We start from the raw sequence: 13,242 nt of genomic DNA, 5'->3' as shown, positions 1-13,242 counted from the left end.
ATCCTGATCTTGTCGTATTTACCGGATCTGCTTTGCCTTGATCAACTCATTTGATGACTTTCATTATTTCTATCTGGTGGTGAAACACGGCGGATTTAGTGCGGCCAGCGAAGCTGAAAATATCAGTAAATCCAAGCTGAGCCGTCGCATCATTGAACTGGAACAGAAGTTTAATGTCAGCCTGATCCAGCGCACCACCCGGCATTTTAAAGTCACCGATTTGGGCCAGGAATTCTATGAAGAATGCTGTAAGGTCATTGCCCAAGTGGAATGTGCCGAAAATGTCTTGCTAAAACAGAAAAATGAACCGCAAGGTACGGTCAAGATCAGTTGCCCACCGTTGATGATGCATTTCCAGATTCGTAAATTACTGAATCAGTTCTTAAAAAACTATCCCAAAGTTGACATCTCTCTGGAACTGACCAGCCGTCGTGTCGATGTGCTGCATGATGATATTGATATCGCGATCCGTACCAGTTTTGAACCGAATCAGGATTCCAGCCTGATTGTCCGTGACGTGATCCGCACCGAACATTGTCTGGTAGCGGCTCCCGAATTACTGCAAGGTCAGACCATCCAGCATTATTCAGACTTGCAGCACTATCCGAGCGTGGCCCTAGGTATACAAAAACATCAATATTACTGGCACTTATGTCATGTAGAGCGGGATGAAACGGTGGATGTGCCGTATCAGCCACGGGTCAAAAGTAATGATCTGGCAGGCGTGTATTATGCGGTGCGTGATGGGCTCGGTATAGCAGACTTACCTTACCTGACCGTGCAAGCCGATATTGAAAAAGGCAAACTGATTCATTTACTGCCCGAATGGAAATCCAATCGCGGTACGGTGCAACTGGTGTATGCCTCACGTAAAGGCCAACGTCTGGTGGTGGAAAAACTGATCGAGACCCTGATGCAGGGCCTGCGTGAATTGGCAAAAACTGACAGCGGCTATTCGTTATAGGACTCTGATTAATACAACACCGAGTTGTGCTGTTTCAGTTCATCAAACTTTTTGACCAGAAAATCGATCAATAATTTCATCGAGGGCAGCAAGCCGCGTCTGGAGGTATACACCAGATGGATCAGCTCAGGCTTGGGTTGCCATTCAGGCAAAACATGAATCAGGCGCCCCTGTTTGATATCTTCAGCCACCATCAGTTCCGGTAATTTAGCGATACCCAGTCCTTGTAAAGTAGCTTCTCTTAATGCTGTTAAATCAGTAGTGGTCAGTCGTGGATGGCACTGAACTTTCAGTTCCTGTTGATCCTGCGAAAATAATTGCCAATGATATTCAGGTGCAAAAGACTCCATCATCAGCACCGGAAACTGGGTCAATTGCTGCGGTTCACTGATTGAATAAAACTGATGTAACAGGTCTGGACTCGCGACAATAAACTGCCGTGCCAGCGCCAGTTCCCGCACAATTAAATCACTGTCTGGCAAAGGCAAAGTTCGAATCCGTAGCGCCAGATCAAAACGTTCATTGATTAAGTCAACCCGGCGGTTGGTGGCTTCCACATGCAGGCTGATCTTGGGATATAGCTGCAAAAACTCATTCAGCATCTGGCTGATATTGATATGCAATAAATTGGTCGGGCAAGACAGTTTGATCAGGCCGCGTGGTGCAGCGGTTAAAAACTCGATGGCCTCCTCGGCTGCCTCAGCTTCAATCAACATGGCCTTGCAATGCTGATAATAGATTTTACCCACTTCGGTAATCGAGACCTGTCGGGTGGTCCGGTTGATCAGCTTGACCCCGAGACGTTCTTCCAGATCGGCGATGCGGCGACTCAATAAGGACTTGGTGACCATCAGTTCCTGACTGGCGGCAGAAAAGCCACCACAATCGATGACTTTGACAAAGAAATATAAGTCATTTAAATCTTTCATCTTATTTGCTCAGCCTGTCAGTATTCAGCAGCATTGTTCTTTTGACATGACAATATATCCTATTATAGATATTTTTCAGTCATCGTCCTGTCTATATTATTAATTATACCCCCTAAGACAAGATGAGGATACAACAATGACAACACCAGCAAATTTCAATGGTCAGGCACCTGTGATTGATGTCAATGATGCCGTAATGCTATTGATCGACCACCAAAGCGGCTTATTCCAGACGGTCGGTGATATGCCCATGCCCGAGTTACGCCAACGTGCCGCAGCTTTGGCCAAGATCGCCAGCCTGGCCAAGATTCCGGTGATCACGACAGCGTCGGTGCCGCAAGGTCCGAATGGGCCGCTGATTCCCGAGATTCATGCCAATGCACCGCATGCGCAATATATCGCCCGTAAAGGTGAAATCAACGCCTGGCACAATCAGGACTTTGTCAATGCAGTCAAAGCAACCGGTCGCAATACCTTAATTATTGCGGGAACCATTACCAGTGTGTGTATGGCTTTCCCTGCGATTAGTGCAGTTGCCGAAGGTTATAAAGTATTTGCTGTGATTGATGCTTCGGGCACCTATAGCAAAATGGCAGAAGAAATTACCTTGGCCCGTGTGGTGCAGGCAGGTGTGGTGCCAATGGATACCGCAGCGGTGGCCTCTGAAATCCAGCGTACCTGGAACCGTGATGACGCACTGGAATGGGCACAGGTCTATACCCAGATTTTCCCGGCCTACCAGTTACTGATCGAAAGCTACAGCAAAGCTCAGGCTGTGGTTCAGAATAATGAAATACTGGACTCGGCCCGCTAAGCCTAGCCAGAGTGAAAAAAGCCAGTCATGAATGGGCATGACTGGCTTTTTATCAAACTTGTGCTATGTAGAACATTGCTAAACTAAGACATAAAACGTTTTTAGGTCTTATTCAGATAAATCCACACACAGATACTTCATTTCGGTATATTCCTCGATACCGAATTTTGAACCTTCGCGGCCTAAGCCCGACTGTTTCACACCACCAAAAGGTGCAACCTCATTGGAAATCGCACCGGTGTTGATGCCGACCATGCCATATTCCAGTGCTTCACTGACTCGCCATTGACGGGCTGTACTCTGGGTAAATAAATACGCCGCCAGACCGAACTCGGTATCGTTCGCCATTGCCACCGCTTCGTCTTCGGTTTTAAAACGGAATAAAGCAGCCAGTGGCCCAAAGGTTTCTTCTTTCGAGACCTTCATGTCTTGGGTAACGCCCGTCAACACGGTCGGTTCAAAGAATGTTCCACCCAAAGCCGAACGTTGTCCACCAATGCGTAGCGTCGCACCTTTGCCAGTTGCATCGGTAATATGCGACTGAACTTTGGTAATCGCATCTTCATCAATCAACGGTCCCTGGGTTGAGCCTTCTTGACGGCCATCGCCCACTTTCAACTTAGACACCGCTTCCACCAGACGATCTGCCAAAGCATCGTAAATGCCATCTTGTACATAGATACGGTTGGCACACACGCAGGTCTGACCGCTATTGCGGTATTTGCTGGCCATAATGCCCTGCACGGCCTGCTCAAGATTGGCATCGTCAAATACCAGTACCGGTGCATTCCCCCCCAATTCCAGCGAAAGCTTTTTAATGGTTGGTGCGCATTGCTGCATCAAAATACGACCGACCTGGGTTGAACCGGTAAAACTGAGCTTTCGCACAATGTCGCTTTCGCATAAAGTCTTGCCGACTTCAATCGCATCACCACTGATATTGATTAAAATATCGGCAGGAAAGCCAGCCTGTAAGGCCAATACTTCGAGGGCATAAGCGGTTAATGGGGTTTGCTCTGCGGGTTTGACCAGCATGCTACAACCCGCCGCAATTGCAGGTGCTGCCTTACGGGTGATCATTGCCGCAGGGAAATTCCACGGCGTGATGGCCGCCGTTACCCCAATGGCCTGTTTAATCACCAGCAAACGCTGGTTCGGCTGGGTTGAGGTTAGCACTTCACCATCAATACGGCGTGCCTGCTCTGCAAACCAGCGAATAAAAGAAGCGGCATAGGCAATTTCACCACGGGCTTCCGCCAGCGGTTTGCCCTGTTCGGCAGTAAGAATCTGTGCCAGATTTTCCTTATGCTCGAGCATCAGGTTGTACCAGCTCAGCAATACATCGGCACGTGCCAGTGCGGTTTGCTTTTTCCAAGCTGCCTGCGCCTGGGCAGAACGCTGGATCGCCGCATCAACGGCCGCTCGGTCATAGCTTTTGACCCAAGCCAATGTATCGCCAGTTGCTGCATCGTTGACTTCAATATAATCACTGGATGCAGGCTGATTAAATGCAATATTGGGATGTTTTAACAGATACTGCAAATTGTTTTGAATCATGCAGGTTGCTCCATTGCTGTTATGCGCTGTGGATTCAATGCGACAAAACCTTGTTTCAAGATCTCCAGACCTTGACGGAATTGTGCAGCAGGAATGGTTAATGGATATAAGAAACGAATAACGTTACCGTATTTACCGCAAGTCAGGAGTAACAAACCGTTTTCCATTGCATAATTTTGTACAGCTTTTGCTTGCTCAGCCGTTTCCAGTTCAACCGCCACCATCGATCCGAGTGCACGAATATCGGTCACCACCTCACCGGATGCCTGCTGGATCTGTTTAAGTACAGCGACCAGCTCGGCCCCCAGTTCATTGGCACGCTCACACAGTTGCTCTTGCTCAATCGCATCAATCACCGCATGGGCTGCCGCAACCGCAATCGGGTTACCAGCATAGGTTCCGCCCAGACCACCCGGGTTTGGCGCGTCCATCACGCCGGCACGCCCCACTACACCTGAAATCGGGAAACCGCCACCCAGGCTTTTTGCCATGGTGATCAGATCGGCTTTGGTCTCGTAATGGTTCATGGCAAACAGTTTACCTGTACGTGCAAAACCGGTTTGGACTTCATCGGCCACCAGTAAAATACCATGCTTGTCACATAAGGCACGTAAACGCTTTAAGAACTCGGCAGGTACCACATTGAAACCGCCTTCACCTTGCACTGGCTCCAGTACAATCGCTGCCACGTCATGCGGGGCAATGTCTTCACTAAAAATATCTTCAACACTGGCAATAGCTGCATCGACGCTGATGCCTTTGGCTGGCACAGGATAACGGGCATGGAACACCCCTGCTGGCATCACCCCAAAATCACGTTTGTACGGCGCTGTTTTACCGGTCATGGCCATGGTCATGAATGAACGACCGTGGAAACCATTACCAAAGGTGATAATGCCATGACGGCCGGTATATGAACGTGCAATTTTCACGGCATTCTCAACTGCCTCAGCACCGGTGGTAAAGAAAGCCGACTTGGCGGCCCCTGCAATCGGCGCGCGTTCATTAATCCGTTCTGCCAAAGCCACATAACTTTCGTAAGGCGTAACCTGATAAGCCGTGTGGGTAAACTTGCTGAGTTGCTCAGTCACCGCAGCCATCACCTTGGGATGACGATGACCGGTATTCAACACTGCAATCCCGCCGGCAAAATCGATAAAGGCATTGTCGTCCTTGTCCCAAATGGTGGCATTTTCGGCTTTTGCCGCATACCACTGACACATCACGCCCACACCACGTGGTGTGGCTTGCTGTTTACGTGCGTTAAGTGCAGAATGTTGATTGTTCATTTAATTCCCTCATATTTTCATCGTCAGTTACAGTGTTGCCCGACATCCAGCTCGTTTTTTTCAGGATGTTTTACCAGGACTGTCTATAGCTGTAATTTCGCGCGTATGAAGGCCAGTGACGAGAGCCACTTTTAAATTGAAGGAGAGAGCCAATTGCGTAGTTTACTTGGAGACCATTTATTACAACGTCTCCAACAGGACATGGAAGGAAAACTACATCAACGCCTATTTCGCTGTTTACGCGGGGCCATTATCGAAGGCGTCATCCAGCCGAAAACCCGCTTGCCTGCTTCACGTGACTTAGCCAGTGAAATTCATGTGTCCCGTAATACGGTGCTTTCAGCCTATGAACAACTTCAGGCAGAAGGCTATCTGGAGGCACGTACCGGACATGGCACCTGGGTGGCAGAACAGCTTCCTGAAGCCTTTTTAAATACCAAGATCAATAAAAAACAAGCACCTGTTGCCCAGCAAGAAACCTCGGTGGTGCTGTCACAACGTGGCTCAAGCTTATTGGGCTATGCTGCGGCTTCTCCACACCAGTGGGGAGCCTTTGTCCCGGGTGCCCCTGATGTCACCGAGTTTCCGCATCATATTTTCAGCCGTATCCAGGCCCGTCTCAGCCGTGAACCCGATATTAACCGGCTGATTTATAGCAGCGCCGGTGGCTGTATTGAACTGCGCAGCGCCTTGGCCGACTATCTCCGTGTTGCCCGTTCCGTGCAGTGCGATGCAGACCAGATCATTATTACCGAAGGCATCCATCAGGCCATTGATCTGGTTTCACGGGCGCTCAGTGATATTGGTGACCGTGTCTGGATTGAAGACCCGGCCTATTGGGGCATGCGCAATACCTTAAGGATCAACGGGCTGGATATTCAGGCCATGCCGGTGGATGCCGAAGGGATTATTCCGGAACAGCAGCCAGCCGAACCGCCTAAACTGATTTTTGTGACGCCTTCACATCAATATCCACTCGGTTCACATTTAAGCCTGGACCGAAGAAAACAACTGATCCAGATCGCCCGTCAACATCACAGCTGGATTGTGGAGGATGACTATGACAGTGAATTCCGCTTCTCTGGCCAGCCTTATCCTTCCCTGCAAGGTCTGGAAAATGATGCGCCGGTGATTTATATGGGCACCTTTAGTAAAACCATTTACCCTTCATTACGGATTGGTTATGTGGTGGTGCCTAAGCCACTATTTTCCCCTTTACGGATTGTGGCAGCGGAATTATACCGGGGTGGACATCTGCTCGAGCAGAAAGCCTTGGCTGAATTTATTCGTGAAGGCCATTATGAAGCGCATATCCGCCGCATGCGTTTACTGTATGGCAAACGCCGTGACTATCTGGTGAGCCTGATTAACCGTTATTTGGGACCGGAATTTGTGCATGAATATGATGAGGCAGCCGGCTTACATCTGGTACTCAAGCTTCCGGCACAATGTGACGATGTCGCGGTTGCCGCCACCGCACTGGAACGTGGCGTCAAGGTACGCGCACTGTCACAATATTATATGCACTCCCATGCCCATGCACAGCGTGGACTGCTAATGGGCTTTGCCTGTGTCAATGAAAAAGATATGGTCATGGCCTTTGGTGTGTTATTGCAATGTCTACGTGAAGCAGGGGTTGCGACCCTGCCTTAAGCACAAATGAAAAATAGAGAATCCCGGTCCCGGGATTCTCTCTGGATTTAAACGATGATTCATGCATGTTTAGATTGATTGTTTTTTCTGGATCAAGGTATTGTTGCTGACTTTAGCCTTATTCAATTTCTGCACCAGCATACCAATCATTACAATCGACAAAGCCAGTAAGGACGTGTAGATCACCTCTTTAAAATAAGTCCCTTCGATCAACATCACCAGCAGTGATCCAATAATGATAAAAATCACGGCATAGGTAATCCACGGGAACAGCCACATTTTAAAATCGATCTGTTTGCCTTCACGCTGGTACTTTTTACGCATCCGTAACTGGGAACAGGCAATCGCCAGATACACATATAAAGCCACCGTGCCTGTGGCCATCATCAGCACATCATAAACATTCATGCTTTCAGTTGCGGTTAAATACACGGCAACAACGGCAAATAAACTGGAAAATACCACTCCGATCCATGGACTGCCCTGACGGTTGGTCAGCGCCAGACATTTAGGTGCATCGCCACGCTTGGACAATGAAAATAGCATGCGCGAACAGGTGTATAGTGCCGAGTTAAAGCAGCTACATACCGAGGTGAGTACTACAAAATTGACAATATGCCGTGCTTCAGGAATGCCCAGTGCCGTCAAGGTAACGCTATACGTGCCCCAGGTCGGATCTTTTAATAAAGGATTGTCATGCGGAATCAAACAGACCGTGATCAACATGGAGCCGACATAGAACAATAAAATCCGCCAGACCACCGAATTGGATGCTTTGCGGATCTCTTTTTCCGGGCTTTTGGATTCCGCAGCCGCTACCGTGACAATTTCAGCACCGACATAGGCAAACATTACACCCAATAACGCAGTAATAACCGGTGCAATCCCATTCGGCATAAATTCTTGTTGGAATAATCCCGTTGAACCTGCTTGAGCCAGATCACCCCACGGCCACAGATGAAAAATGGCTAAACTGCCAATCACCAAAAAGATAATAATCGCCACCACTTTGATCAGGGCAAACCAGAACTCAAATTCACCATAGCTTTTGACATCTTTTAGATTGACCCAGACCAAGGACACAATCACCAGTAGCATATAGCCCCAGATCGGCATAAACGGAAACCAGCTATGCAGAATCTTACCGGCGACATAGGCCTCCCAGCCCATCAACAGGGTCCAGAAACACCAGTACAGCCAGCCAATTGAGAACCCGGCCCAACGTCCAATGGCACGATCGGCATAGGTCGAAAATGAACCGCTATCCGGATTCATCACTGCCATTTCACCGAGCATGCGCATGATGAACAGCACCAGTAATCCGCCTAAGGCATAAGCCAGGATAACCGCGGGACCTGCGGCGTAAATGACGTTACCAGAACCGACAAATAATGCACCGCCAATCACTCCGGCAATCGAGATCATGGTGAGATGGCGCGACTTTAATCCACTTTGTAAGCCTTGGGCTTGTTTGGCTTCGGAACGATCAAGGTGTGCTGTCATTATTGTTCTTCCTTCACTTCAGGCGCATCTTCCGGTCTCAGAACAGTGCATTCTGAAATAGAAAATACCCTCAAAAAATTTAGTCGTTTTGTTCATCATCCATGCCTGGATCTTTCTATGACTAAACCGACGCTTCCGTATGCATACGTCCAATAGATTTAATGTGTCGCTTCGACCGCCAAGAAACGAGAGCCATTTTGAGAATAAAACCGAGGGCCAATTGCAGAATTTATCCTCACAACCGGGACTTTTTTTAAAGTGTGTTTTTAAGGGCATTCTTGTTTTGGTTTTTAGCAATAAGGCATTGGATTCTTTTCAAGATATGAGCTAACAAGAGGATTTTACGGATAAGTGATGCCGGGAATGAGGCAATAAAAAAGCGAGGTATAACCGAAGTTATCCTCGCTTTTGAACATCTGCTTTGAGCTTAGAACGGTAAGTCGTCGTCTAGATCCGCAGGTGCTGCAGCAGGTTGCGGTGCTGCTTTTGGCGTATTAAAACCATTACCTGCTTGAGGGCTGCCCGCATAATTACCTTGGTTACCGCCGTTAAAGCCGCCATTCTGGTTGTTATTGTTATAACCTGTGTTCTGGTAGCCACCACCTTGATTATTATTGTTATTAAAGCGTGGTTGATTGAAATCGCCACCGCTTTGCTCGCCTTGCTGACGCGTATCCAGCATTTGCATCTGGTCACCACGGATTTCAGTGCTATAACGTTCCTGACCATTCTGGTCGGTCCATTGACGGGTACGTAATGAACCTTCGATATAGACTTTTGAGCCTTTACGCAGATATTGCTGAGCAATTTCACCTAAACGGTTATGCAATACAATACGATGCCATTCCGTTTGCTCTTTACGTTCACCTGTACTCTTGTCCATCCACGACTCACTCGTTGCAATCGAGAACTGAGTAAGCGACCCGCCATTCGGGAAGGTTTTTGTTTCTGGATCTCGTCCTAAAGTACCTACTAAAATAACTTTATTCACACCACGCATTAGCTGTCTTCATCCTATATATTTATATGTTTCACTTTATAAGAGTTATGCTCAAATGGCTACCTCTTTGCCAATCAAGTGCGTTAAATCTTGTCGTCCAGCATCATCAATGCACTGTTTATCGACTTTAATATAAGCAACTTGTTGCTCAGGCATCACCACGACTTCTTCAATACCACGAATTGCCAAAAGTTTTGAAGTCCATTCGTCTGTTTGTACCGTCTGAGGTAAAGGCAATACAATTGAGGACAGATATCTTGGCTGTGCCAATCCAAAACTAATCAGCAGCCATATTATAGCAATCCCGGTCAGCACACTCCACCCGAGCGCAGTATTCTGCATCATCAAAAGTTGCCCGCCCAAGGTACCGCCAAAGAAAGCGCCGAGGAACTGGCTGCTGGCATTGACCCCCATCGCAGTCGCCTTCGACTGGATCGGCGCAGCCTTGGACAGCCATGAAGGCAATAAGGCTTCCATCACGTTAAATGCAATAAAGAACAGGCCTAAGCCGGCCAGTAACACGTATTTTGATTCATAGCCAAAAATCAGGATCAACAGGCCGCCAATAATCCCTGCAATGGCAGTGAGAAAAATGCCGCGCATCTTGCGATATTTTTCCGCAATGATAATGCTTGGAAACGCAAAGAACAGACTGATCACTAAGAGCGGCAAATAGACGAATCCGTGCTTCGCCAATGGAATTTGTGCGTATTCAATCAACTGTGAAGGCACATAGATAAACATGGCGGTCAGCAACAGATGCAACGCAAACACCGAGACGTGCAAGCGGTTCAATTCACCCATCTGGATGACTTGTTTAAGCTGATTCAGATAGCCCTGCTGGTAGTTTCGATGATGACGGGTCACTTTAGGCACCAACAGCAACATTAAAATGGCCGCCAGCCCCATAATCGTGGTCACAAAGAATAGCCCCGAAATACCGACCAGACTGGTCAGCCACGGCCCCAAACTAAATGCCACCACAAAAGACAGGCCAATACTCATACCCATCGCAGCCATGGCTTTGGTGCGTTGTTCTTCTCGGGTCACATCTGCCAGTAATGCCATCACCACCGCTGAAACGGCACCGGCACCGGCAATGGCACGACCGATAATCACGCCATAAATGCTGTCCGACAAACCCGCAATTGCCCCACCGATTGCAAACAGCAACAGTCCAAGCACCACCAGCGGTTTACGGCTAAAACGGTCTGCCAGCAAACTAAATGGAATCTGTAAAATTGCCTGGGTTAAGCCATATACCCCGACTGCAAGACCGATAAGGGCTGGCGTGGCGTATTGATAGGATTGTCCTGCCACTGAAAAGACAGGAATAATCATGAACAAGCCCAACATGCGTAAGGCAAAAATGCTACTTAAGGCAAAGGTTGAACGGCGTTCTAAAGCATTCATTGTTGATAAGACACTATAACGGGCTCAGCGAATTATAAGCCATTCGCCTGCAAAGGTTGTAAGTTAGATCATGAAAATCACAATCTTTCTTCAGGGAAAAATAAAGGAGCGAATATCGCTCCTTTATTTAACATAGCTGTTCAAGCTGAAAACAAGCTTAAGAAGCCTGTTGTTCCCGCTTGCTGTACTGAATCGAAGCAATCACCGCCCAGACAATAAAGGCCACCCCGATCAGGCCAGTCACCACTTCAGGTACATGTAAGCCGGTACCGCTGGCAATCATGATAAAGGCCAAGGCACCAATCGCATAATGTGCGCCATGCTCCAGGAAGATGTAAGCATCCAGAGTACCTTTCTCGACCAGATAGATGGTCATCGAACGGACAAAGATCGCACCGATCGCCAGACCGAGCATGATGACCACCACATCGCTGGTAATCGCAAAGGCACCAATCACACCATCAAAACTGAATGAGGCATCCAGCACTTCCAGGTACAGGAAACCACCAAAACCGGCTTTGACCACACCCGCAGCAGCGCCATTTGAATCATGGGTGACAGCATTACCCTCATCATCAATTTCAGGTTCGCCACCCAATAAATGACTCAACACCTGAACACCGATGTACACCACAATCCCCCAGATTCCTGCCATGGTGACCGCCAGACGCACCGATTCATCGACATTTGCCGCCATGATGATCATTGCAATCAGGGCAAGAAAAACCGACATCGCAGGTACACTGGCCAAATGCGCCAGTTTGGCTTCTAACCATTTAAACCAATGGGTTTCTTTGCCATCGTCAAAGAAGAAATTCAAGAACACCATCAATAGGAAGGTACCACCAAAGGCTGAAATTTCCGCATGATGCGCCATTAAACGTTCGGAATAGGTTTTTGGATCATTCAGGGCCAGTTTTGCCACTTCAATCATGCCCATATCTGCCGTCACGGCCACGATGACCACAGGGAAAATCAAACGCATACCGAATACGGCAATCAGAATCCCTACGGTTAAGAAAATCATCTTCCAGAAATGATCCCAACCACGTAGTACCGAGGCATTTACAACTGCATTATCAAACGATAAAGAGACTTCCATCACCGCCAGAATCGCAGTAATGGTCAAGGCTTTCAGCATGGTGGTTACACCTGCTTCAGGCCCGTGCGTATAGCCCCAGTAGGCCGATAGTGCAAGACACACCACCGTAAAGAAAATTGAGAAACGAAAATGCTTCATGAGCAGCCTTTTATTCAAATAGTCGGGTGATAAAAATGTGTCTATTGTAGGCGAGTTTGCGTTGAAATAGATAAAAGATTGTTGCACTTATTTTGAAGAAAATTTTATCTCCGACAGACTCTGTTATAGTGCTGACAGCATTATTTACCATGTTTTTTAATAGGTTCAATCCATGACGTTTTCTCAAGATGTATGGCAACGCAATCAAGACTTATATCAAAAAATATTAACCTTGCCTTTTAATCAGGAACTTGCAGCAGGGACATTAGATCGCAAGGTATTTTGTCACTATGTGATTCAAGATGCGCATTACTTACTGGCCTATGGTCGGGCATTGGCTGTGGCTGCGGCAAAAGCCTATGATGCCGATGATGTGATTCAGTTTTCTGAAGCAGCAAAAATCGCGATTATTGTAGAACGCAGTTTGCATCATGATTTTATGCAGGAATTTGATGTCAGCAAGGCCGAGTTTGAAAATACACCACTGACTCTGGCCTGCCATCATTACACTTCTTTCCTGACGGCAACGGCGTGGTCTGAAAGCTATCCTGTCATTTTGGCTGCCTTGCTGCCATGTTTCTGGATTTATGCCGAAGTGGGCAAAGATATTATCAGCCAGTCTGTTGACAATAATCCTTATCAGGCCTGGATCGACACCTATGCGGGCGAAGAATTTAATACGGCCGTACGGAATGTGATTGCGACCATAGATAAAGTCGCTGCTCGCTGTAATGCGGACACCCTAGCCAAAATGCATGCCGCCTATACCATGGGGGCAAAACTGGAGTGGTTATTCTGGGACAGTGCTTATCAGCAACGTCAGTGGTTAGGTCTGGATCAAATAAATCCATAACCAAGGAGGCATGCGCCTCCTTCTTTT

At 47.7% G+C, this 13,242-nt stretch carries 11 protein-coding genes; 4 read left to right on the top strand and 7 right to left on the bottom strand.

Going from position 1 to position 13,242, the window contains the following annotated elements; all coding sequences use genetic code 11:
* Positions 1 to 37 precede the first annotated feature (37 nt).
* Positions 38 to 964, top strand: coding sequence for a LysR substrate-binding domain-containing protein (locus tag JO943_RS07055; protein ID WP_005227815.1), 927 nt, complete (start codon positions 38 to 40; stop codon positions 962 to 964).
* A gap of 8 nt (positions 965 to 972) precedes the next feature.
* On the opposite strand, the gene JO943_RS07050 is transcribed toward JO943_RS07055, so the two are convergent.
* Positions 973 to 1,893, bottom strand: a complete 921-nt coding sequence (locus JO943_RS07050; RefSeq protein ID WP_005227817.1) for a LysR substrate-binding domain-containing protein — start codon at positions 1,891 to 1,893, stop codon at positions 973 to 975.
* Positions 1,894 to 2,029: 136 nt separating this feature from the next.
* Here JO943_RS07050 and JO943_RS07045 point away from each other — a divergent pair, with 136 nt between their 5' ends.
* Positions 2,030 to 2,707 carry a hydrolase gene (locus tag JO943_RS07045; protein WP_199949097.1) on the top strand — a complete coding sequence of 226 codons (678 nt, stop codon included), beginning with the start codon at positions 2,030 to 2,032 and terminating at the stop codon, positions 2,705 to 2,707.
* Positions 2,708 to 2,815: 108 nt separating this feature from the next.
* On the opposite strand, the gene JO943_RS07040 is transcribed toward JO943_RS07045, so the two are convergent.
* Both JO943_RS07040 and gabT read right to left on the bottom strand, forming a co-directional pair.
* Positions 2,816 to 4,264, bottom strand: a complete 1,449-nt coding sequence (locus JO943_RS07040) for an NAD-dependent succinate-semialdehyde dehydrogenase (RefSeq protein WP_202740387.1) — start codon at positions 4,262 to 4,264, stop codon at positions 2,816 to 2,818.
* On the bottom strand, positions 4,261 to 5,553 hold the full coding sequence (gabT, locus tag JO943_RS07035; RefSeq protein WP_202740386.1) for a 4-aminobutyrate--2-oxoglutarate transaminase: 1,293 nt from the start codon (positions 5,551 to 5,553) through the stop codon (positions 4,261 to 4,263). The genes JO943_RS07040 and gabT overlap by 4 nt, the downstream gene beginning before the upstream one ends.
* A gap of 153 nt (positions 5,554 to 5,706) precedes the next feature.
* Here gabT and JO943_RS07030 point away from each other — a divergent pair, with 153 nt between their 5' ends.
* On the top strand, positions 5,707 to 7,206 hold the full coding sequence (locus tag JO943_RS07030) for a PLP-dependent aminotransferase family protein (protein ID WP_032868489.1): 1,500 nt from the start codon (positions 5,707 to 5,709) through the stop codon (positions 7,204 to 7,206).
* 69 nt (positions 7,207 to 7,275) lie between these two features.
* Here JO943_RS07030 and JO943_RS07025 read toward each other — a convergent pair whose 3' ends face one another.
* From JO943_RS07025 to JO943_RS07010, 4 genes are all read right to left on the bottom strand, one after another.
* Complete coding sequence (locus JO943_RS07025) at positions 7,276 to 8,709, bottom strand: amino acid permease (RefSeq protein WP_202740385.1); 1,434 nt, start codon at positions 8,707 to 8,709, stop codon at positions 7,276 to 7,278.
* A gap of 427 nt (positions 8,710 to 9,136) precedes the next feature.
* Complete coding sequence (ssb, locus tag JO943_RS07020) at positions 9,137 to 9,709, bottom strand: single-stranded DNA-binding protein (RefSeq protein ID WP_005227828.1); 573 nt, start codon at positions 9,707 to 9,709, stop codon at positions 9,137 to 9,139.
* A gap of 51 nt (positions 9,710 to 9,760) precedes the next feature.
* Complete coding sequence (locus JO943_RS07015) at positions 9,761 to 11,122, bottom strand: MFS transporter (protein WP_202740384.1); 1,362 nt, start codon at positions 11,120 to 11,122, stop codon at positions 9,761 to 9,763.
* Positions 11,123 to 11,279: 157 nt separating this feature from the next.
* On the bottom strand, positions 11,280 to 12,362 hold the full coding sequence (locus tag JO943_RS07010) for a DUF475 domain-containing protein (RefSeq protein ID WP_202740383.1): 1,083 nt from the start codon (positions 12,360 to 12,362) through the stop codon (positions 11,280 to 11,282).
* Positions 12,363 to 12,534: 172 nt separating this feature from the next.
* On the opposite strand from JO943_RS07010, the gene tenA reads away from it, so the two are divergent.
* A complete protein-coding gene (gene tenA, locus JO943_RS07005) occupies positions 12,535 to 13,215 on the top strand; it encodes a thiaminase II (RefSeq protein WP_202740382.1) in 681 nt (226 codons plus the stop codon).
* The last annotated feature ends 27 nt before the right edge of the window (positions 13,216 to 13,242 follow it).

The sequence above is a fragment of the Acinetobacter sp. 'aerobic (ED)' genome, assembly GCF_904886855.1.
Lineage (GTDB): Bacteria > Pseudomonadota > Gammaproteobacteria > Pseudomonadales > Moraxellaceae > Acinetobacter > Acinetobacter courvalinii.
The sequence above is the reverse complement of the archived record's forward strand: the minus strand, read 5'-3'. Positions and strand labels throughout refer to the sequence as shown.